The 22187-nt window shown below is 57.6% G+C and carries 18 protein-coding genes and 1 pseudogene; 17 read left to right on the top strand and 2 right to left on the bottom strand.

Annotation, left to right across the window (positions count from 1 at the left end; translation table 11 throughout):
- Positions 1-619 precede the first annotated feature (619 nt).
- Complete coding sequence (locus AC0L2C_RS31430; protein WP_473525247.1) at positions 620-1870, top strand: hypothetical protein; 1251 nt, start codon at positions 620-622, stop codon at positions 1868-1870.
- 702 nt (positions 1871-2572) lie between these two features.
- Here the strand turns inward: AC0L2C_RS31430 and AC0L2C_RS31425 are convergent.
- Both AC0L2C_RS31425 and AC0L2C_RS31420 read right to left on the bottom strand, forming a co-directional pair.
- On the bottom strand, positions 2573-2719 hold the full coding sequence (locus AC0L2C_RS31425) for a shikimate kinase (protein WP_473525253.1): 147 nt from the start codon (positions 2717-2719) through the stop codon (positions 2573-2575).
- 580 nt (positions 2720-3299) lie between these two features.
- On the bottom strand, positions 3300-3620 hold the full coding sequence (locus AC0L2C_RS31420; protein ID WP_473525246.1) for a hypothetical protein: 321 nt from the start codon (positions 3618-3620) through the stop codon (positions 3300-3302).
- A gap of 3052 nt (positions 3621-6672) precedes the next feature.
- Between AC0L2C_RS31420 and AC0L2C_RS31415 the strand changes: the two genes are divergently transcribed.
- The 16 genes and pseudogenes from AC0L2C_RS31415 (at position 6673) to AC0L2C_RS31340 (ending at position 22105) form a co-directional block, all read left to right on the top strand.
- The gene (locus AC0L2C_RS31415; RefSeq protein WP_473525245.1) at positions 6673-7701 is read left to right on the top strand and encodes a LysR substrate-binding domain-containing protein; all 1029 of its coding nucleotides are present in this window, start codon (positions 6673-6675) and stop codon (positions 7699-7701) included.
- 1132 nt (positions 7702-8833) lie between these two features.
- A complete protein-coding gene (sctQ, locus tag AC0L2C_RS31410; protein WP_473525244.1) occupies positions 8834-9823 on the top strand; it encodes a type III secretion system cytoplasmic ring protein SctQ in 990 nt (329 codons plus the stop codon).
- The gene (sctR, locus tag AC0L2C_RS31405) at positions 9820-10482 is read left to right on the top strand and encodes a type III secretion system export apparatus subunit SctR (RefSeq protein ID WP_473525243.1); all 663 of its coding nucleotides are present in this window, start codon (positions 9820-9822) and stop codon (positions 10480-10482) included. Before sctQ ends, sctR begins: the two co-directional genes overlap by 4 nt.
- Complete coding sequence (gene sctS, locus AC0L2C_RS31400) at positions 10479-10745, top strand: type III secretion system export apparatus subunit SctS (RefSeq protein ID WP_473525242.1); 267 nt, start codon at positions 10479-10481, stop codon at positions 10743-10745. Before sctR ends, sctS begins: the two co-directional genes overlap by 4 nt.
- Positions 10746-10755: 10 nt before the next feature.
- Positions 10756-11553 carry a type III secretion system export apparatus subunit SctT gene (sctT, locus tag AC0L2C_RS31395; protein ID WP_473525241.1) on the top strand — a complete coding sequence of 266 codons (798 nt, stop codon included), beginning with the start codon at positions 10756-10758 and terminating at the stop codon, positions 11551-11553.
- Complete coding sequence (locus tag AC0L2C_RS31390) at positions 11550-12329, top strand: EscU/YscU/HrcU family type III secretion system export apparatus switch protein (protein ID WP_473525240.1); 780 nt, start codon at positions 11550-11552, stop codon at positions 12327-12329. Before sctT ends, AC0L2C_RS31390 begins: the two co-directional genes overlap by 4 nt.
- A 90-nt stretch (positions 12330-12419) precedes the next feature.
- Positions 12420-12683 carry a hypothetical protein gene (locus AC0L2C_RS31385; RefSeq protein ID WP_473525239.1) on the top strand — a complete coding sequence of 88 codons (264 nt, stop codon included), beginning with the start codon at positions 12420-12422 and terminating at the stop codon, positions 12681-12683.
- 77 nt (positions 12684-12760) lie between these two features.
- Positions 12761-13145: pseudogene (locus AC0L2C_RS31380) on the top strand (transposase); the annotation flags it as partial.
- Between the two features lie 531 nt (positions 13146-13676).
- A complete protein-coding gene (gene sctW / locus AC0L2C_RS31375; protein ID WP_473525238.1) occupies positions 13677-14798 on the top strand; it encodes a type III secretion system gatekeeper subunit SctW in 1122 nt (373 codons plus the stop codon).
- Positions 14795-15157 (top strand): hypothetical protein, encoded by a 363-nt coding sequence (locus AC0L2C_RS31370; RefSeq protein WP_473525237.1) that lies wholly within the window; start codon positions 14795-14797, stop codon positions 15155-15157. Before sctW ends, AC0L2C_RS31370 begins: the two co-directional genes overlap by 4 nt.
- 3 nt (positions 15158-15160) lie before the next feature.
- On the top strand, positions 15161-15517 hold the full coding sequence (gene sctX / locus AC0L2C_RS31365) for a type III secretion apparatus assembly protein SctX (protein WP_473525236.1): 357 nt from the start codon (positions 15161-15163) through the stop codon (positions 15515-15517).
- Positions 15518-15910: 393 nt separating this feature from the next.
- Positions 15911-18004 carry a type III secretion system export apparatus subunit SctV gene (gene sctV, locus AC0L2C_RS31360; protein ID WP_473525235.1) on the top strand — a complete coding sequence of 698 codons (2094 nt, stop codon included), beginning with the start codon at positions 15911-15913 and terminating at the stop codon, positions 18002-18004.
- Positions 18005-18015: 11 nt separating this feature from the next.
- Positions 18016-19377: a type III secretion system inner membrane ring subunit SctD gene (gene sctD, locus AC0L2C_RS31355; protein WP_473525252.1), complete on the top strand. Its 1362-nt coding sequence runs from the start codon at positions 18016-18018 to the stop codon at positions 19375-19377.
- Entirely contained in the window at positions 19374-19586 is a 213-nt protein-coding gene (locus AC0L2C_RS31350) for an EscE/YscE/SsaE family type III secretion system needle protein co-chaperone (protein ID WP_473525234.1), read from the top strand. Before sctD ends, AC0L2C_RS31350 begins: the two co-directional genes overlap by 4 nt.
- Positions 19587-19630: 44 nt before the next feature.
- Positions 19631-19873: an EscF/YscF/HrpA family type III secretion system needle major subunit gene (locus tag AC0L2C_RS31345; RefSeq protein ID WP_473525233.1), complete on the top strand. Its 243-nt coding sequence runs from the start codon at positions 19631-19633 to the stop codon at positions 19871-19873.
- Between the two features lie 429 nt (positions 19874-20302).
- The gene (locus AC0L2C_RS31340; RefSeq protein WP_473525232.1) at positions 20303-22105 is read left to right on the top strand and encodes an alpha,alpha-trehalose-phosphate synthase (UDP-forming); all 1803 of its coding nucleotides are present in this window, start codon (positions 20303-20305) and stop codon (positions 22103-22105) included.
- Positions 22106-22187: the final 82 nt, after the last annotated feature.

Raw genomic sequence — 22187 nt, 5'->3', positions numbered from 1 at the left:
ACATTGGCAGTGAGAAACACGATGTCTTCCTGTGTGCGAGCCGGTCGGCAAAATCCTTTATTGACGTGGCTGCCTGCCTCTGGATTAGCCGTGACGTTGCCCCTTTGGCTTAATCCGGTTTGAAGTTCGCTCTGGCCCAACGCGAGGACCAGAGAACGAAGCGCAGCCGTGGGGCCCCTACGTCAAACAGCAACTGCAAGAATGCAAGCTTCTGTACGAATATCTATTGCGCCGTAGGGGACAGTCTCAGAGCCTGACCCGAAACTCGGGATTGGGCGTGGAAGCGGTTGAGTGGCCCCGTCCGTTGTGATTCGCTTGAGTTGTCTAGACTTGAGCAGATCACGACATGGTTGGACGGAGGCCACCCGCCGCAATATTGCCGCGCGGGGCACGCCGAGGCGTGGATTTTCATCGCCTCGATCCGCCTCATGCTTCGCCGCATGGCAGCTCCGCGTCGTGCCTAACCGAGTTTCGAGTCAGGCTCTCACAATCGAGCGATGTGATGGCGAATCGTGAATATAGTTTTTAACGACAGACCACTAAATACTTTATTCCATTGGCTAAACGCATTAACTTCTTAAACAGATGACCGCTGATCGAACCAGATAAGGAGACTTCGATGATCCACAATCTGCCAAATGCCATGCTGACAGAGGTATTCAGGCGGGTAGCCAATAATGCCGACCAGGTCGCAGCTTTCTATGATATCAATGCAGTGCGCAGCACCAATGGGAGGTTCCGAGCAGTTATTGAGAGCGATCCGACAATTCGGTCTGAATTCAGAACGCTTGAGCAGGAAACACGATCCGCTCGTTCCGAAAATGCCAGGATCGAGGCGGGTAATCCAGCTGCGACTAGAACTGCAGATGACATCATCAGCTTTCATGGCCTGACCAATCCGGTCACCCAGGACATCATCAAGCTGACAGAGGCATTCAGGCGGGTAGCCGATTATGCCGACCGGGCCGCAGCTTTCTATGAAATCAACGCGTTGCTCAGCACCAATCTAGGGTTCCGAGCACTTATTGAGAGCGATCCGACAATTCGGTCTGAATTCATAAAGCTTGAGCAGGAAACACTACCCGCTCGTTTCGCAAATGCCAGGACCGACGCGGGTAATCGAGCTGCGACCAGAACTGCAAATGACATCATCACCTATCATGGCCTGACCAATCCGTTCACGCGGGACATCATCAAAGGGCAAGCCGCGAAGCGCGACATCAACGCCAATCCCGACATGGTTGCCCGTACCGCCATCGAGCGCAATGGCGTGACCGACCCGGGCACGCAGAACCAGATCAAACAGATGGCCGCGAAGCGCGACATCGACGCAGGCATGGTTGCTCATACCGCCATGGAGCGCAATGACGTCGACAATCCGGGGTTGCGGAACGAGATCAAACAGTTAATCGCGGAGCGCGACATCAAGGCCAATCCCGACATGGTTGCTCGTACCGTCATCGAGCGAAACAACGTGGACGATCGGGGCTTGCAGGACTATATCAAAGTGCGAGCTGCGGAGCGCGACATCGACGCAGGCATGGTTGCTCATACCGCCATCGAGCGCAATAGCGTGACCAATCCGGACAAGCAGAACCAGATCAAAGAGCTGGCCGCTAAGCGCGACATCGACGCAGGCATGGTTGCTCATACCGCCATCGAGCGCAATGACGTGACCGATCCGGGCACGCAGAACGTCATCAAATATAGAGCCGCAAAGCGCGACATCGACGCAGGCATGGTTGCTCATACCGCCATCGAGCGCAATGACGTGACCGATCCGAGCAGTCGGTACTGGCTCAGTCAGCGCGGCTCGAACGCCAATAGGCTCGGCGACCGTTCTCGTCAGGAGGGAGGACGTGGGCTGTGATCGGCTTCCAAAGCGTAGGGCGACCCAGGTGCTCCCGTTGTACGGACATGTCCAAACTTTGGAACAAAGACCCAGACGCTACTAGCTCGGAGACTACGAAAAATATATGTTCAAAGAAGAGTGTTTTGAAAATCAATTCGATCGACCAATTCAGCGTGGCAGCTTCGATGCAGGAGTACACTGCCGTGCAATAGAACAGCACCCAGGCAACTTGCAACTCATTCCGCCTGATCCGACGGCCGCAGATCACAATGGAGGATCCGGCATCCTGACATCAGCGGGTCGATGCGGATGCCGCCGCGGTACGGCCTGCACAGCAAAGACGGTTCACTGTGGTCGCGCGTTAAGACAGCAGTTAGGAAAGCGGTTGGAGAATGTTGCGTCCGAAAGTCCTCTAGCGGATCGGCGCAAGCGTCTGGCAACCACGACAACAGCGCTTTACCTCACTCACAAACAAGGCGGTCCTCACCGGTGCCAAGGCAAAGCCTATGCCGCGCGATTAACAAAGGCAGGCATCAGCAGCGGTTTTCCGGAAACAAACGTGCCTGCATCCACGGCGAGCGTCTGTTGACAGACCTTCGCGCTTTGGAAATCCGAATCGAGTCAGCCGACAAGCCCGTTCGTGTTGGAGGCCGGCTGTGGGTCGGCCGCCGCGGGGCACAGATAGCCGTGCATCGCCTCACGCAGAGATTCGCGTTCTGTTTATCGTCTTTTACGGGGTGCAAACCTGACGTTAGCTTGTTCATAGAACGGCTTGCGCTCGCTCATGAGTCGGGTGATTGTCTGATCCCGGTCGGAGCCTCGCAGCAGCGGGCGGGTGGTATCGTTCCTGAGGCGACGTCGGAGCATCTCCGGGTCGGTATCGATCCAGATCGAGACCGCTTCTCGCCGACGAGGCGCCTGGTCTGCTTGTCCATTAACGAGCCGCCACCAGTCGCGATGACCGCGGGCCCTTGCTCGAGCACACGCGATTTCCTTCGCCTCGAGCGCCTTGAAATAGTCCTCGCCATTCGAATTGAACATCTGCGTTATCGATATACCAGCCTGCCTCTCGATCTTTTTTCGTTATCGATGAATTGCAGCCCCAGTCGGTTGGCGAGGGGTCGGCCAATGTTGGATTTCCCAGCGCCGGGCAGCCGGGGATGCCGATGAACACGATCGGCCGTGCGCCGAGGGCCGCGACAATCTCGATTGCCTCCGGTGACCTGGGGCGCTGGGGCCATTCTTGATTTTTCGACAGGTCGCAATCCAAACACCGCAGCGGCGCTACCTCTGCGATCCCCTTCGGCTTCCCAGTGAGGGAATGTCCAGTGCGCCGTCGAGGATCGCAATTTCCGCGCAGATCTTCTTCGTCCGCTGCACCAGTTGCTCGACCCTGGCTTGCGCCAAAGCATCGCTGCTTGATTCTCGCCGCAGCTTTTCGAGCAATTTATAAATGTGGTGATTGCCAAGATTGGCTCGATAGCTGTGGCGTGTGGAACTCGACCTCGAAGCGGTAAGCTTCCGGCGTTGTGAGCACTGTCTTTATGTCGACGAAGGTCGAACTGCTTATTCTGAACCAGTTGGTTGTCTGGCGCTCGGTGTAGCCGCGCTCCTCGAAGGCCAGCATGGCTTTCTTGACGGCTCGTGAAAAACCCCTGTCGGGGACTTCGAAGACATGGCGTACGGCACTGCTGATGAGCTGCGGCGCGCTGCCAGGCGGGACGTTCATGCCGGTGAGCTGATCTGCCAGAGAGGCATGCGACCCCAACCGGCGCTCCAGATGGGGCCTATTCACCTTGATGTTCGCTTTGTCGAGCTTATCGCAACTTGCGTGCCGCCTCGGTGATTTTCCCCTCTTCGGCTCTAGCGCGGGCGGGCTCGATATGAGCGCGCTCTAAGGCCACCTCGCGGGTGAGCGCGATCATATCAGACTCCTCGGTGGGAGACCAAAGGCGGGAGGGTGCAAAATGCCCTGCTGGGTGGCGAGTTTGACTGAGGCTTCCATGATTGAAGCCGCCAGCGTTGGATTGTCCTTGAGATCCTCCAACGTCGCATCCACATCAAACCTTCCTTGGGCGAGGGTCTTCGGGCCACTTGCAGAAACCATTCGCAAGGGTCGCCAGTTCCTGTGGAACAAAGCGAGAGAGCCCAGGGTCGCAGGCGGCGCGGCCAACAACCTCGTTGGCGATTAGGGCCGTGGCTCGGCGACAGGCCGTCTCTCTCCGATACTTGCTGAAAGCGCCCGCTAGCGTCGCGAGATCCCGCGAGACAAAACTCGATAACGCGGTGCCGCGGTCGGCGCGGCCAAGAACATGGTTGGCGATTGCAGCCGTGGCCTTGCAACAGTGCGCCTCGTTCGGCCATTTGCTAAGAGCGTTCGCCAGAGTCGCCAGTTCGATCGGAACAAAGCGAGAGAGCCCAGGGTCGCGGGCAGCGCGGCCAACAACCTCATTAGCGATTAGGGCGGCTTGACGACAGCCCGTCTCTTCCAGCCATTTGCTGAATCCATTCACGAGCTGCGATAGGTCCTGCGGCTTAAAATGAGCGAGCTGAGTCCCGACGCGAAGGATCTCCTTGGCGATCGCGACTGTGGCTTGGCGACAGTCCGCCTCCTTTGGTCAGTTGCTGAAACCATTGGCAAGCATTGACAGGTTGCAACCACTTGCCTCATCAAGTGCTCGCTTTGTTGACAGAGTTGAGCGATTCTGATCGCTCCATCGCGACATTTCGTCGACAATCGGTCCCGACCGAATGACGACGCAAGCAGGTGAAACGCATTGAGTTCGATCTTGCTCATCAGCTTGAGATCGAGCCGCGATATGCGAGCTGCAAGGGCCCTGCAAGCTTCTTTCCCCGCCCGCTCTCCCGCGTCCCGGCTCACCGCGTTGCATGTGGTCGCGTACCCCCATGATTCCCCGGCGACGATATCTTCATCCAAGCGCGAGACAAATCTGCTGTTAAATTCGACGGCGGCCTTTTGAAGAAACGTAGCTTTATCTGGGATCCGCAGGCGGTCGGACCACCGTACTACTTCTGTCGAGAACCCACCGATGTTGTGCGCGTGATAAATTGCTTTCAATGCGACATAAAGCTCGTCTGAATTGCGAGCCCTCGGCCGCCTGATCGCCGTGCCAGGATCCGTCCCCGAAATGGGACCAGCTTTCCCCGCTGCGCAAACCCCGCCCCACCCACGTGCGGCAACAGAGGAATCAGGAGATGCGTCGTGCAGGATGTTACTGCTGCGGACGGGTCCACCCTCTGGATTCTTAGGCTCGGAGCGCGTCCTCTCCATTGGCGGATTAAACTGTGGACCAGCTTCTCCAGAGCCAGGATCGCGGGGCCCCACCTGTGTCCTCCGCGCCGCGAGTTGCGCTCATCGGGGTCGTCAAGCCTCTGGACTAGCGCGACGAGGCCCTCCTGCTGCGCCTTGGTGAGACAATTAAAGTGGGGCGCGAGTGATTGGATCACGCTGGGCTGCATGAGCGCGGCGAAGCGATCCGCGCCGGGCTCGTGACCCGTTAACCTCGCCCAGATGGCCTGAACCCGGATAGCCCTTTGACGCCTTTCTCGAGACGCGGGCGATAGCTGGGCGGCGTTACGCAACTGGTGATTTGTCTGCGACATACTCAGCAGATCGGTCGGGCTCAGCCGCTCAGCAATATCACCGAGTAGCTCCGGCTGCAGATGAAGGATACTGGTGTGCTGCATGCTGAGAGAGGAGGAAACGCTTGACGCTTGAGGATCAGAGCGCGCCTGCTTCACCATAGAACAGGACGATTGTCCGGATCCTTCGACCCCAACAGCCGGTCCGTCGGTAGAATCGCCCGTGATATTACGTTCGATGGGCCTAACCATCGAGATGGGCGCCTTGCCAAGTTCGTCAATGCTCCTTATAATTCAGCGGCCTTGGCGACAAGCCATCCGTGATTGTCGCGCAGCGGCTATCGGCGATCTGTCGGCTGTGCAATATTGTGGCGAATTTCAGACCGCTGGAAACAACCTGCATTTTGCATCAGCCTAATTTGTCGGCTCCTTCGTCATCAAGATGTTTCCCAGCAAACGACGTGCCGTTTGAACGACCGATATTGATCTGAGCCCTACCGTGCCGAGGGAGATGGAATTTGCCTGCTCAGTCAGCGGTGCTGATGTCGGCTCTGGCTTACGATTTCCCCGGAGAAGACCTGTCCCATCGCTCCATGTCCGCTCGATCTGGCATGCGCGGCAAGCTTGCGGCAAAACTTTCTATCGCCGCTCAGGCCGCTTCAGATCGCAGCAGTGATCGGTCCGCGGAACGTCGCGACGAACCGGCGTCAAAGCCTCTTGCGTGAAGGGAAAGTTTCCGATCCTGAACCCACCGCGCGATCTTGGCCATTTTGCCTTACCGACGTGTACGGTGCAAAGCCAAAGGCGGCATCGTGGCGTGCTCACTGGAACGGATCTGAAGGTAAGTGGCGGGCCCTAGGCGATTGCTGGTCTGTTCGTTTGCTCGAAAGCAGACATGCCGAATGTCAATAGTCCGCCAATCTGTTGGGAAGGCAACCAACGCTCGCCAAAAACGAGCACCTATTTTCGGCTGCGCAACTTGGCCCGGATCTTGCGGCGTGCTTTATCGCAGCACGAAAAGATTGGTTTTAGGTGTCCCAGTCCACAATATGGCAACGTGATGTCCAAGTGCATTGAACTTCACTCTTTATTCGCGCGCCTGGAGCGCGCCTATATTCGCGCGCCTGGAGCGCGCCTATAAAATCTTGTCGCGAAGTACGTTGCCGCGGATCGCAAAGCAGCCCGCTGGCGATTAGCCCATCAACATCAGAGGCAAAATGGCGTCACTTTCGGCCTCTTTCAAAACACAGATGATGTCGCCACTGCCACAAGCGGCATCAGGCGCAAACTACGTCTCTTCAAATTTGTCAAGGCTATCCATGCAACTACGCCACCTCCGCTATTTCGTGAGCATCGTCGATGCTGGGAGCTTCTGCCGGGCAGCGGCCACCATCCATGTGGCCCAGCCAGCCCTCAGCCAACAGATCGCTGGCCTCGAAGCCAGGCTCGGCGCCACCCTGTTGCACCGCAGCGCACGCGGCGTTTGCCCCACTCAAGTGGGAAAGGCCTTCTATCGGGAGGCCGTCTTCATCTTGCAGCGGCTAGAGCGACTGCCCGGCATCGTTCGCTCCACGGAGGGAGAGCCAGAAGGTCCAGTTGGGCTCGGCATGTCTTCGACGCTCGCCGTCTCCCTCGCCGCCCCCTTGGTGGCCGCCTGCAGGACGGCACTCCCCAAAGTAACCCTGAGCTTGGTTACTGGTGATTTTCTCCGCATCAGGCCGCTCATGGAATCGCACGCGCTTGACGTTTGCATGGTCTTCGAGGACACACCCACCCTTGGTGTTTCCCGCAAACCGCTGTTCCGCCAGCGCCTCTATCTGATCCGGCCTGCCAAGGCAGAAAATGCCGCAACATCCGTGTCCCTCAAGACGCTAGCGGCAATTCCCCTTGTGCTGCCAGCGCAGCCGCATACGATCCGCGACGCACTGGACCGGGCGTTTAGAGCGGCCGGAGTGATACCGAACTGCGTGGCAGAGGTCGACACGTTCTGCAGCGTGCTCTCCTTGGTCAAAGCCGGCGTAGGAAGTGGGATCGTTCCCAAGAGGGATTTCTCGGGCATTCCAGGCTACGAAGGTCTGAGGCCTGTCGTCATCGATCCGCCAATTCATCTGACGGCATGCCTCACGTCATCCGCCCACATGCCGCTCACCTCCGCCGCTGAGGCGGCAAGTGCCCTGCTCGCCGCGCAGGTAGAAAAGCGCTTTAGTGAAGCGCTGCCCGCCGAATGGGAGCGCGTCCCGATTTAGAAGTTGTCGAGAGGCGAGTAATCCAAGCGGTATGTCTTTGGCACCGTTTTCAAGGCGATCAAGCGATTTTAGCCACGAACCCACGAGCTGGTTTCAGCTATGGCCTGTGAGCGGCGTCCTCTTGTGGAGCGTTATGTGTGCGCTTCTGTGTCAGGCCTTATGACGCGCGCATTGCTCCGGGCAAATAGCGATTGCTCCGCCTTGGTCAAGCACAGGGGACGCGTAAAGTCGCCAGCAACCAGCAGCTGCGGCGACGCCAACCCATGGCGGTCCTCGCCGCCATCGCCCGGCTCAATGCGAATGGTGATCCGGCTGCTATCGATTTCTGTTACCTGATACGCGCCCCGTGGCGCGTAAGCCCACCGCGTCTGTGGCATCAGAGCGACCGGGTTCCTCGTCGCGTTCACTGCGCTGACCACCTCAGAGGCGCTCAGCACGACCAGCAACTTGCGCGGCGCCGTCGCTTTGAACGCCTCGGCACGACTTCTTGGGCGCTACTGCCTATCAAGGCCACTCAGGGTGGATGTAGTCAGATCTCATTCATAAGAATTGGAGATGATCCCATATCGACATGATATTTGCTTCTGGCCCACGTTGAGTAGATTGGATGTAAACGACAGTTCGACCATTGAGCGGATGCCCCTTCCCCAGCGAGTGGAGTGATTTCGGGATATCCGTCGCCATGACGGGAGCGATTTCATGGGGAGCCCGAAAGGCTTGCATCAACAGCTTGTCCGAAAAGCACGAATCACTAGGCAGCTTGCCGATTTCAGAGATCTTTGACGATGTGTTTTGGGCTGAGCTGTTCCATTGCGACTGTCGTCCGCATCGTTGGTCGCCGATTCGGCCGTCACAAACAGTGTCTGTTCCACCCCACCTGCGGGGCGGGCTACCGCGCCGCCGCGGGACCTCACCTTGGGGACGATGAGCGGTTCTCGCAAACGCTCAACGAGCGGAATTTCAAAGAGTGTGAGTCACTCGACGACGCACCCCGCAAGGGTCTCGGCAGTCACGAGCTTGAGTCGCTCGAAGCAGCAGCCAGGCGCCCAACCCGTCAACAAAGCTCCATTTCCTGGGCGGCACAACCGACCGTCTCGCTGGCTCGAGCGAGTTCTTCCATATGGAGGGGCACGTGATTGATCTGCCTTGCTATAGTTCACGAGAGGCCGCCACCATTTCGCGTCTTGCAGCCCGCTTGCCGGCCCCTTTCAGCCTCGCTGGCATCAACGTGGCAGCCGTCATTCCCGGTTCGACACCACCGCGTGTTCCGGCGGATTGCCGCCGGTTGATGGTACGCCTACACGGCCACGATCTCCGCATCGCGATCGACCCGATTCTCCTTCCGTCCATGGCGGTGACACACTGGCCGGACATCACGGCGCTGCCATTGGACCACGGCTTGCGGGAAATTCTGTTCGACATCGTGCTACGCGATGTGGCGATTCAGGTGGAACGATGGTGCGGTCAGCGGCCCATCTGGTCTTCTTCCGAGATCACCGAAGTGCTGCCCTACGCCATTGGGCTTGTTCGCTTGGACGGTCCAGAAAAATTCCTCGGCCTAGTAGAATTCGATGCCGGCGGACTCGAATGGATCACCTGCTGCTGCTGCGATGCGCTGCCGGTCGTGTCCGCAATCCTCGACGATCTGGCCCTCTCTATCGATCTAAGAGTCGCTCGTTTGAACCTTACTTTGGCGGAACTACAGTCAATCGCACCGGGCGACGTCATTTTGCTCGACGCCTCACCGGTCGCTCGTGACGGAACGATGACCGTTCTGATGTGTCTCTTTGGCAACACACGATTCCGCGTCTCGATAATGGATGCCCGCCTTGCAGTCCTTTCAGCAGTGGACCACATGATGGATAAATCAGACTCTCTCCCTCCGGAAACCTTCGACAGCATCGACCTGCCGGTCGATGTGGAGGTCGGACACCTGACCATGTCGCTCAAGCAGCTTCGTGAACTCGCTGTGGGCCAGGTATTGGATCTTGGTTTCGACGCGACGACCAATGTCGCTTTGCGAGTCAATGGCCAGGTAGTCGCTGCGGGCGAGTTGGTGCGCATCGCCGATCGGACAGGTGTGCGTGTCGTAGACATACGCCTACCACGCGCCGAGTCATGAACACCGGGTTGCCCGATCCCGCTACGATGATCGCCTTGATCGGCGCGATGGCAGTTGTCCCTTTCCTTGCGATCACCGTCACGTCGTACGTCAAGCTCGTTGTCGTGTTCGGGCTGATCCGAAATGCCCTCGGCGTTCAGAACATTCCGCCGAACATGGCAATGAATGCGGTCGCCATCCTGCTCTCCGTATATATCATGCAGCCAGCGGCCAACAAGGCATATGAAGCCGTGCGCCACAAGGAGATCGCGTTCGAAGATTTCCGTGGGCTCGTCGAAACGATACCGCTAGCTATAGAGCCCTTTCGCGATTTTCTCCTAAAGAACACGTCGCAACAGGAACGACAATTCTTCGCCAATGCGACCCGTGAACTATGGAACAAACGGGACGCCGATGCGGTAACCGACAGCGATGTTATGATTTTGGTCCCGGCATTCATAACATCCGAGTTAGCGGACGCGTTCAAGATAGGTTTTCTGCTGTTCCTGCCCTTCATCGTCATCGACCTCGTCATTTCGAATATTCTTCTGGCGATGGGTATGATGATGGTTTCGCCGATGACGATCTCCCTGCCCTTCAAGCTGTTCTTGTTCGTCGCTGTGAACGGATGGCAGCGCCTGATCCACGGTCTAGTCTTGTCCTATGCGGGACCAGCATGATGAGTACCGCCACTCTGGCCAACATCGCCGTCGAAGCCCTGAAACTGACTCTGGTTCTGTCGATGCCCACGATCCTTGTCGCGACGGGGGTCGGGCTGGTCGTCAGCTTGGTGCAGGCCCTGACCCTAGTTCAAGAGCAGACACTTCCGTTCGCGGTGAAACTGATATGCGTGAGCCTGGTTTTGATGACAACTGGGAGCTGGATCGGTCAGGAGCTGTACCAGTATACGCTAAACGTCTTCAACAATATCGGAGCGATGTAAGGTCCGTCTCATGTCGCTGCTTGATCCGTCTCTCTTGCATACTGCCCTTGTCGTCTTTGCGCTCGCGACGACGCGTACGACGGGCATGATGCTGATTATACCCATTCTGGGGCGCAGCATTGTGACCGGACTGGCGCGGAACGGCGCGATCACAGCATTGAGCGTCCCGGTGATGGCGCATGCTTGGGCAACTAGGCCTGCGAGCCTCGATACCTGGGATCTGAAGCTGATCCTGGGCCTGGGGCTGAAGGAACTCTTGCTTGGCCTCGTACTCGGCATGCCAATTGCCGCGACCATCTGGGGTGTTGAGGCGGCGGGCACCTTCATTGACAACCAGAGGGGCGCCGCAATGGTGAGCCTCTTGAACCCGGCGAGCGGCAATCATGTCTCGCCGCTTGGAACGCTGTTCGCCCAGCTCTTCGTCACATTGCTATTTGCCACCGGCGGCTTTTCCGCATTGGTCGAAGCGCTCTATCGCTCGCATGAGGTCTGGCCTTTGTGGAGCTTGCATCCTGCATTCGGTCCGGCATTCGCCACGGGGGTTCTGCATCTCGCAGATGTCGTCATGCTACTGACTTTACTCCTCGCCGGTCCAGCTATCGTTGTTATGTTCCTTAGCGAAATGGGTCTGGCGCTGATCGGCCGCATTGCACCGCAACTGCAGGTCTTTTTTGTCGCCATGTCTGTTAAGAGTGCGGTGGCCCTCCTGGTTTTAGTCCTCTCGCTCACGATCATTCTGGCCGAGGCTGATAAACGCGTGCCATCACCGGTCGCGATATTCAACCTCATCGCCACATGGTTGTCATGAGCGCCGAAAAGACCGAAAAGCCTACACCCAAAAGGCTGCGCGACCTGCGCAGGAAGGGGCAGGTGGCGCACAGCCGTGAAGTCGTTTCCGCGGCACTGACTATCGCATTCTTTTCTCTGTTCTACGCCTCCTTATCCGGCATGATAGACCGGCTCGAGGCGATGATCCTGCTACCTGTACCGCTTCTCCAAGGTGATCTCCTGAGTGTCACTCAAAAGCTCCTGCAGTCCTATGTTGCCGAACTACAACGCATGCTCGCGCCCTTCATCGGCATCGTTCTGGTCATCGGCGTGGGTGCCAACATATTACAGAATGGCCCGATGTTCTCGCCCGAGGCGACCTCGCCAGCGCTGAAGAAGCTAAGTCCCCGTGAGAACGTCAAGAGGATCGTCTCGCTGAGGAATTTCATGGAATTGGGCAAATCAATCGGAAAGATTTTGGTACTCGTCTCGGTTCTGCTGCTCGTGCTGCGCGAAGGGATGCATGCGCTCGTCGAGACGCCGAGTTGCGGGATCTCCTGCCTAAGGGGGGTGACAGGTAGCCTGCTGCTCAGTATCGCCATCTATGCGGGATTGAGTTTTCTCACGGTGGCAATTGCGGACTTTGCGTTTCAGCGTCGGCAATTCACGAAGAAAAACATGATGTCGAAGTATGAGGCGAAGCGAGAATACAAGGAGAGTACCGGTGCCCCCCTGGTCATAGCAAAACGCAAACAACTCCATATGGAGTTGCTCACCAAAGGCATGACCAACCGGTCGCGCAGGGGACCGTCGTGATACCATCCGACGTATGTTGCGTGGCGATTTATTACTGTCGGAAGCGTACTCCTCCGTGATCAGTACCATCGTACCGATCTGGCGCAGCATATGATCGATGATGTTGGCTACCACTATGCCAGTGAGGCGAAACAATCCGCTGCACACACGCTGCTGAAGGCTGACGTCCTAAACTTGCTGGAAATTGAGGGCGGGGTACATCCTTTGCTGAGGATCAGGAGCCCATGCCGGGGTGCCGGCACCAGCATTGGAGGCACCCATGACGACGAGAATACCGGCATCGATGCGCACGCGCCAATCCCTTTCCGACCTATTGAAGGGCGTCTTCCACACCGGCTGGTCGCTCGGATCTGATGAAGCTTGCGACCCGCCTAGTCGTGGAGGAAGCACTGGAGGGGGAAAGCCGGGATGCGGTCGGGCGGGACTACTACATTGCCCGCGATCTCGCTGCCGGTCTGGTGAAGGACCACGAGGCCGAGCTGCCGAGCGCGGTCGTCTGCTTCATAGACAACTTCGAAGCGGCAATCGCGCATCTGAGAATGCCGATCACTCACCGCGCGCCATCAGGACCACGAATCTTCTGGAACGTCTGTTCGTCGAGGAGCGGCGCAGGCTAAAAATCATTCCCAATGCTTCGGTGAGAAGCTCGTTATCAAGCTCATGTTCGGCGCCATGATCCGAGCTGCCGAGCAGTGGCGGGCAATAAGGATCACCGACTCCGACCGCCGACAGTTGACCGTCGTCAGGCAGGAACTCGATCAGGAGTACGAGGCCCGAAACGACCTCGACAAGAAAGCAGCGGCAAACGAGCCCAGATTTGTCCAGCAGTTTCCGGACTTTACCCTGCTGAAGGACGAGTCCAGTAGACGAATATATTACACATCTACTCGAACCTCTCGCCAAACTTCTTCGGCTTCCCGGTAAATCTGGAGACCCGGCCCGGCGATCGGTCGCGCTATTTAATGTGTCAGCTGGCCTCCGATACAAGATTTATTGCGGGCTGATTTGTCTGTTGAGTCCTATATGCATTTTGTATGTACTCATATCGGTTTGATATTTGTTAGGCATGTCGCGACGTTATAATAGGTATGGACCGATATCCCTTTGGCGCGACCGAAAGAACATAGCCCACTGACACAGTTCGCCTCGATGGGCGCTGCCCAGAAGTTGCTTCGACAGGAGCGGGCACGAAGCCTTAAATGGTGGGAAACATGCGGATCCGCCAAGCCGCGGACCGGCAAGTCGGCCCGCGAGGAAGCCCGTGCGCCGCAATCTGCAGTGCACTGCCCATAGACGTTGGCGGGACGCCCCAGGCGAACCGCCGTAAGACCGCACGGAGCCGAAGTAATGTCTGATGGGACAGTATTCGAAACGGCCCCTTCGCGCCTTTGCTCTGATCGGATGGCGATCGAGCCGGTCCCGGTGCAGGTGGGCTCATGGCGCGGTGAAGTTGTTCGCCTGGCGGGGCCTACACACTCGACCCTCTTGGAACAGGCAAGAGAAGAGCGCACTTTCGGGTTTTCCGAGGCGATCGAGTCAAAGGCGCTAGCTGAGCGCAAAATCTTGGAGGAGCGCTTAGCGCCGTCGCTCAGCGCGGTCCATGAGATTGATGCCTATTTTGAACGTCTCCCTTATTTCGACCGTACCGAGTTGCCGGGGCTGTTGCGCGATATCCGCAGCGACGATTCTGCCGTGCAGGACATACTCCGAAAGGTATGCCGGCGGTTCGCTGACCCCTCTTATGCCTATGCGGCCCTCGATCTGGCGGCGCGAGAGTTGCGACGCGAGGGGCTCGACCAGCTTGCCGTACGGACGGATGGTGCCAAGGCCCAACTCATGGCCAAGCAAGGGGTGGCTGTTCGTGCCGGCCTCAATATTTCAGTGGTGGCGTCTGAAGTAGCGGCGGGTGATCAGAGGCTCGCTGCAGAGCTGCGTGATTTCTATCGGGCCACGGTCTCCAGCGATCCAGGACCGCTCCGGCTTTATAAGGAGATTCTGAGCAAGTTTGGAGTCGAGGGCTTTGCTCGGCATGTCGCCTTTCTTACGCGTGCGCTCGGCGAGGACATCGCCTCGGCTGGCCCGTCGGTCGAGCCGGCTCGGCTCTGGGAGATCCTCAGCGGATTATCGGCGCTGCGAGTGCTGGATACCGTGCACGAGTGCTGCCAAAAAATGGTCGAACGGATACGGCGGCGAAATATCATCGACATCACCGCTACCGGCGTGATGCGGCAATTGTTGCCGCTGGTGGAGGATACCGTTCCTGGCCCGTCGAAGGTCATTCCCATTCCCGAACGGCTAGGAATCCCTCTCGTTCACCTTGATATGCAGATTGCCGTACTGCGTGACTCTCGAGATCTTCTCGCGATGATTCCGGTGGGAGTCTACCGCGACTTGGAGGCAAGAGAATCGACGTTGCGGGCGATAGAGGAAGCGATGGACATCCGCATTGAACAGGAAGAGAGTGCATGAGCGCCCATGCTTCTATTCGGGCTTTTTGCTCGGCGATGGGACTTCCACCGCAGGCGCCCCCATTGACGCTGCGTTTTGAACGATCGGGTGATCTCCACATGGAGTGTCGCGATGGCTCTGTCGCAATGTACTTAACGCGCGCCATGCCGCTTCACCGCAAGGGGATCGCCGCGGCAGCTCTCAAAGCGGTACACCCGGATCGTATACTGCCGCACATGGTGAACGTCGCCTTTTACGGCGAGGCGCTGCTGGTCCTGCTCATCAGCATAGCTGAAAACAGCGTTGATCTTCCAACGCTAGAAACCGCGGCGCAGGTTCTCGTACGGCTCGTCGACGAAATTGATGCCGCAGCGCGGTGACCAATGATTCGCATCGATTCCGGCAGCTTGAATTATTCTGCTCCAACCGTCTCCGGATCGACGGAACTGCGGCGAACAGGCCTCATAGCCGATGCTCGGTCGACTTTGCAATTTGATCTCCTATACGACGCCCCCACCGTCGATGACCTGATGATGGCCGCCTTTGCGCCTCCGATCGCGAATCGCGGAATTCTCGAGGCGCCGACATACGCCTTGACGCTTAAGGCCGCACATGCATCGCTGGCCGATCTGGCTGCGCAAACGGGAGGCCTAGATCGTGCCGTGCTGTGCGACGCGCTCTCGGTGCTCGATCGGGCGCAATGCGACCGTTTTTTTTCGAAAACGCCTGCCGTGCTTTGATGCGAGGATAAATCTGATGAGGGAACCGTTTATCAGTCCCGACAAGCGCGATGCGCTATCAGTGCTAGCGTATCTCTACATCAAGTTTGGCCTTCTTCACGATGCAGCCAAGCTTCTGCTCGCCCTCGAGCATCTCGACCCCGCATGGGGTTGGGCACGGCATGCACGCTGTCTGGTATTGCTACGAGCGGGAGACTGCGAGGAGGCCGCTGCCGAGGCGGGTCGGCTTCTTTTGCACCCGCTGAGCGATGAGGAGCGATTCCGGATATTGCAGGTGCGGCTCAAGGCTTATTGGAAACTGGGTCTCAGATCCGAGGCGAGAGCCTGTCAGCGAATGGCCACAATACTGCTGACACAGACGGCCGTGCCGGGTGGGTCGCCGGGACGGACAGCGTGAATTTTCTCAACAAGGTCCTGGCAGTTGCGACTGGCCGGAACGACATTATTCTGGCGGGGCTATTGGTTGCCATCATCTTTATGATGATCATTCCGCTGCCGGCCATCCTGATGGATGTGCTTCAAGCTCTCAATCTTGGGATTTCCGCGCTCCTGCTTATGGTGGCAGTCTATATTAAGTCACCCCTCGCTTTCGTCACCTTCCCGTCGGTGCTTTTGCTGACTACGCTCTTTCGGTTGTCCCTCGGTATCGCTGCGACACGCATGATCTTACTGCACTCAGACGCCGGCCAGATCATCAAGACTTTCGGCGATTTCGTGGTAGCTGGGAATCTCGTTGTGGGCGCGGTTACTTTCTTGATCATCACCATCGTGCAGTTCGTGGTCATCACCAAGGGGTCCGAGCGCGTGGCTGAAGTCGCCGCACGCTTCTCGCTGGATGCGATGCCGGGCAAGCAAATGAGCATCGACGGCGACCTGCGTGCCGGCGGCATCGATATTCAAGAAGCCCGTCGGCGCCGCATCGCCATCGAGCGCGAGAGCCAATTGTACGCCGCGATGGACGGTGCGATGAAGTTCATCAAAGGTGACGCAATCGCAGGCTTGATCAGCATCTTCGTGAACATCATAGGCGGTATTGCGATTGGTGCCCTGCAAAAGGGCCTGGGCTTGTACGAAGCGCTCGAGATTTACACCATCCTGACTATCGGCGACGGGCTCGTCGGTCAGATCCCGGCTCTCTTCACCTCAATCACGGCAGGCTTCATCGTCACGAGGATAAGCGACAGGGATAAGGGCTCAGATCTCGGCAGTGAGATTGGAGACGAAGTCACAGCCCAACCACGTGCCCTGATCGCAGGATCCTTCATTCTAATTCTGTTCTCTTTGGTACCTGGCTTTCCTACGGCAATTTTCGTGATCTTGGCAGTATTGGCTGGAGGCGGTGGCTGGTTGTTGCAGCGCAGACGGCCGCTTTCAGCACCGTCGAGTCCCTACTCGGTCGCCGGTGTCAGGGCGCCCGTGACGGCGTCGGACGGGCCGGCTGAACGGAGCGGCGGAGGCTGCGATGCCATCACGCTCACAGTTCCTCTGATGCTCGACATTGGTCGAGACGTTCAGAGCATCGTCCGGCCAGACTGGCTGAACAAGGAGTTGGGCGCTGTGCGGCAGGCGCTCCTTCTCGATCTCGGCGTTCCCTTTCCAGGCATTAATCTGCGTGTCAGCGACAGCAACAAGGATGGCGCGTACACGATCAATGTAAATGAAATTCCATGTGGTGAAGGATCGTTACGGGCGCAGCACCTTCTGGCTCGTGATATCCCCGAGAACCTCGACCTCGTGGGCATTCCGTATGTTCTCGATAAGCCATTCCTGCCTCAGATCGAGACCACGTGGGTGGACATCACACATCGCGAGTCGTTGCAAGCCGCCAATATCCCATTTTTTGAACCGGTTCAGATCCTCAGCTACCACATTGGTCATGTCCTGCGTCGGCAAGCAGGTGAGTTTATCGGAATCCAGGAAACAAAAATTCTGCTGAATCAAGTGGAAAGATCTTTCCCGGAACTCGTAAAAGAGGTGCTGCGGACCGTTCCTCTGCAGACGATTTCTGAGATCTTGAAGCGATTGGTTTCCGAGGAGGTCTCGCTGCGCAACATGCGCGCTATCCTCACCGCGCTGGTCGAATGGGGACCGAAGGAAAAAGACACAGTTCTGCTCACTGAGCATGTGCGCTGTGCATTGAAAAGGCAAATCTGTTTCCGGCATTCTGTCGGCAGGACCCTGTTGCCAGCCTACATTCTTACGCCGGAAGTGGAAGACACGCTGCGTAATGCCATTCGGCAGACTTCCGCCGGCAGTTATCTCGCCCTCGACCCTGGCACCACGCGGCAAATCATTGAGAAGGTGCGGGATGCGATCGGCAATGTCGGCCAGCAACCGCACAAGCCTGTGCTACTGACCTCTATCGACATCCGCCGATACTTGCGCAAGATCATCGAAGTCGATCTCTACGGGCTACCCGTGCTCTCCTATCAGGAACTTACCCCCGAAATCTCCGTACAGCCGCTGGCAAGGATATCGCTGTCGTGAGAGGTGCCAACATGGGATACGTTAGTCTGGCTAGCGATGATGCCAAGCTGAGCCTACGCGTGCTGTCCGGTCCCAACCGGGGTGCAGAGACCCCGCTCGAGGAAGGAATGTGGCTGATCGGTGCCAGTGATACCGACGACCTCACCTTCGCTGATCCAGAACTGGCTGCCACACATCTTCGCATTACCGTCGAGGCGGGACGCATCCATATTATTGCCTTCGCACCGGGGGTTCGCATCGGGACCAAAGACCTCCCGGTAGGTAACTTGACGGTGCTCGATCCGCTAACACCGGTAAAGGTCGGGCGGACGATTTTTGGGATCGGGCCGGCCGGGAGCAGCTTTCCCGAGGCGGACTCCATAGGAAACAGGGAGCAGGACACTTCCGCGCCGCTAGCCCCTCCCGAGCTGGCGCCGGCCTTGATCGGCCGACTGATACATCTCATGGCAGGCTCGATACCGCGGCGACTACGGCTCGGGGCGGTAGCTTGCGCTCTCCTGATCATGCCTGTCGCCGTGTTTTGGGCCGCCATAGGGCGAGTTCCCCCCTCCGCCTCACAAGTGTCTCCGGCCACTGACCCGATGAGGACCATGCAACAAATCATTCGCGAATTGAATGTCGCTCGAAACGTCGAGATTGCCCGGGTTGATGACAGACTGGTCATCGAAGGAGACTTCCGACCTGGAGACGATGCTGAACTACAAGCCGCCCTGAACAACGCCGGCCTTGAGGCGGAAGTGATATCCAAACCACCGACCACTCTATCGGAATCGCAGCTCATCGATCTCGTGACGACGGTCATAAGCGGCTTCGGAATTGAGGGCAGCGTCCGCTTGATCGGCGCCGGGGAGATCGCGATAACAGGATATGGGCCAAGCGATGCGAAGGTCGAAGCAGCGCTTCATCGCCTGCGGCAGGACATTCCGGGGCTAACCGAAGTTGAAAACGCGATCGTGACACCCGACGGCGCTCGCGTTTTTCTAGAGACCGCGATGACGGCGCAACTGCGGCGCTCCATTCACATCTTGACGAAGGCAGACGGCGTGCTCGTTTCGGGGGCTCTGACTCCGCTTGCTTTTGAAGGGTGGCAGAAGGTTGCTTCTCGCTTTCAGCAGAAGTTCGCACCCTACATCCCGCTTGAGACACAGTTCACGACGGTAATATTGCCGGCGCCCAGAGGTGTACACCTAGGCCGAACGCCGTTCATCGTCGTTGAGAATGGAACGCGCCTGAAGATCGGCGACAATCTCGAGAGCTTGGGCCAGATCGTTGCTATAGACCGAGGCGGAATTTCAGTGCGCATCGGCGGGGATGAGAGGCATGTTCCTTATCCGAGCAAGCCGAATTGGATGGTGGAGGAGGAAAAAGGGTGAGCGAAGTCATAGCCATGTTTGAGTTGCAGAGACAGCTGCTAAGGGATTTTGACGGTGCAAAGAAAGCCGCCCTAGAGAGGGAATTCGATACCTGCCGGCAATCGTTGAAACGTGAAATGGATGCTGGCGTTTCGAGGCAGGAATTCGAAGTTTTGGCGGTCATAGCCGACGCGATAGGCGCGGCTACAGAAGTGATCAATGCAATATAGATGGCGTATCGCGATAAAGAAATTCCGCTATCTTGGAGATAATCATGTCGCCTATTTCTGGTAATAACCTTTCCGTAAGCAGTATCGATAGCAGCCTCGGCAATGCCACTGTTGAAGCAGAAAGAAATCTTAACGGCTTCATGGCATCCGTGAAAGCGGACAACCCGGCCGATCTTATTAAACTTCAATACCTCGCTCAGCAATGGACCCTGAGTCTAAGTTTGGAATCCGATATTATCAAATTGCTTTACGATGCCCTGAAGGGAGTGTCCCAGAAAATCAACTGAACATCCGGCTAGATTGGAGGATTTTGGCGCTTCCAACTTCTCTCGCCTGGCGCTGGCAAGCAGTACTTTGTTGATGCCTTCCCAGGTCGGCGCCCGGATTGCGCTGATCGTCTTGTCTGCACCGCTGCATGCCGTGTACATGGCCGCGGGAGCTATGACTTGGGGCGACGGTCTTCTGCGGTAGGTTGCGGTGCGTCGCCCGCTGGCCTGCGCTCATCGACGACATTCCGAGCGTTCTCGATTCCGAGGCGGGATAATCATCGTAGGTGCTCAGGAAGCCATCTTCGGAGAACAACGTGATCAAGCAATTGCGCAAGAACTCTTCGTCCTCACCAGGAACTGCTCGCCGTCAACGCCTATGCAAGGCGGGCGGAATCAAGAGTTAAGACGCACAGGAGATCAGCAAGGCGCTTACGACGGAGATGGAAGATGGATAGGATCAATAACACTGTTCACGCGGCAGCCTCAGCCACGCAACACGCAGCCTTTGACCAGCATCTGCGCGAGTCAGCACAGCATTGTGAACGAGAATTCCATGCAGATCCTTTCCCTGGTCCTAGCTCTGCCCAGCAAGAGGACCATATCGGTGAGGCAACCCAGCAACCACAGCTTGTCGTCGTTTCGAACCGCGTTTCAACTTTTGACCCCTATCGACCCAAGACGGGCGGGCTAGCCGCGGCTCTCGAGCCCCTCGTGGAACGTTCCGGCGCCGTCTGGATGGGGTCGTCGGGCAACTTAGGCGATGACAATCAGCGCCCCTTGGACCTCGCGCAGCATGGCGAAGGCCATGTGGCGAGGCTCGATCTTCCGGCCGCACACTATCCTGGTTTCTACCAGGGTTTTGCGAACTCGACGCTGTGGCCAGCGTTGCACTCGCTGCCCGACCGGATCCAGGGCTCGGAAGAGCATTTTAAAAGCTATCGCGAGATCAACGCCTTCATGGCGCGCGCGCTATTCGACTTGAGGGATTCGGACGCGGTCTGGGTTCATGATTATCATTTCCTCCTGCTCGGCGTTGATGTGCATAAGCTCGGCATCGACTGGCCGATCGGCTTCTTCCTACATACGCCATGGCCGACGCCTGACATTATGGAGCGGGTGCCTAACCATCGCGAACTCGTGAAATCGATGCTCGGGTACGATCTACTCGGGTTTCAAACCAACTGGGACTTGGATAATTTCCTTGCCTATCTGCGTTCCCATCTGGGGCTGAAAAGCAAGGATGGCGTTGTGGTCTCGGAGCGCGGCCGAACGCGATGTCAGAAATTTCCGATCGGTATCGATCCGAAGCAGTTCGCACAGCATGCTTCCGAGTCGCTTACGAAACAGGACCCCTATATCTCGTCCTTGCAGAAGAAACTCAAAGGCGCGAAGCTTGCAATCGGGGTCGATCGGCTCGACTACACGAAGGGTATCGAAGCGCGGGTCGAAGCCTTCGATCAGGTCTTGGCAACCGAGCCGCGCAGCATCGTGCTCCTGCAGATCGCCAATCCCTCCCGCACGGAAATCGAAGCCTATAAAAGTTATAAGCGCAACGTTGAGAGCCTGGTCAAACGTGTCAATGACGAGCATGGCACGGACGAGTGGCGGCCGATCCTCTACGAGAATGATGCTTTCAGCCAGGCTCAGTTGGCAGGTCTCTATCGCGCCGCGCATATTTGCGTCGTAACGCCCCTGCGTGACGGCATGAATCTGGTAGCGAAAGAATATGTCGCTGCGCAAGATCCGGAAGATCCCGGCGTTTTGGTGCTGTCGAAGTTTGCGGGTGCGGCCGAAGACTTCAACCACAACGAAGCGCTGCTGGTGGATCCGAACCGCCCCGACGAGATCGCGACCGCGATTTCAAGAGCGGCCAACATGCCGCGCGAAGAGCGCATCCAACGCTGGCGGCCAATGATGGATAAAATTGAAGCATATACGATCCATGATTGGTCGGCGGACTTCGTTCGGAAATTGGACAAAAGCCGGGTCACGGTGCCGGCGGACCACTTCCGATACCTCGGCTTCGGCTGGATCAACGAGGCGCAAATGCCCCCGTACCCGACCGACGAGTTGGACCCCGCGCTGAAGAGCACAGCCGAGTTGGACGCCGCGATGAAGCGCGCAATGGATAGACATTGGGTCCTGCCGCCGACGAGCGGTGCAGACCGTGCGGAAGCGTCCATGAACAATCGATCAGCAAGTGATGTGTACTATTTCGACGGGGCACGGTCACAAGGTCCGCCAAGTTGAAGAGATCTTCGACTTGGCCGCGCGCTCCCTCATTGAACACGGCCATCGTCAGCCGATGCAGTTTCAGCAGATCCGCGCAGCT

This window comes from Mesorhizobium sp. WSM4845, from assembly GCF_055811455.1.
Note: the sequence above shows the minus strand (reverse complement) of the source record. Positions and strands in the feature narration are given on the sequence as shown.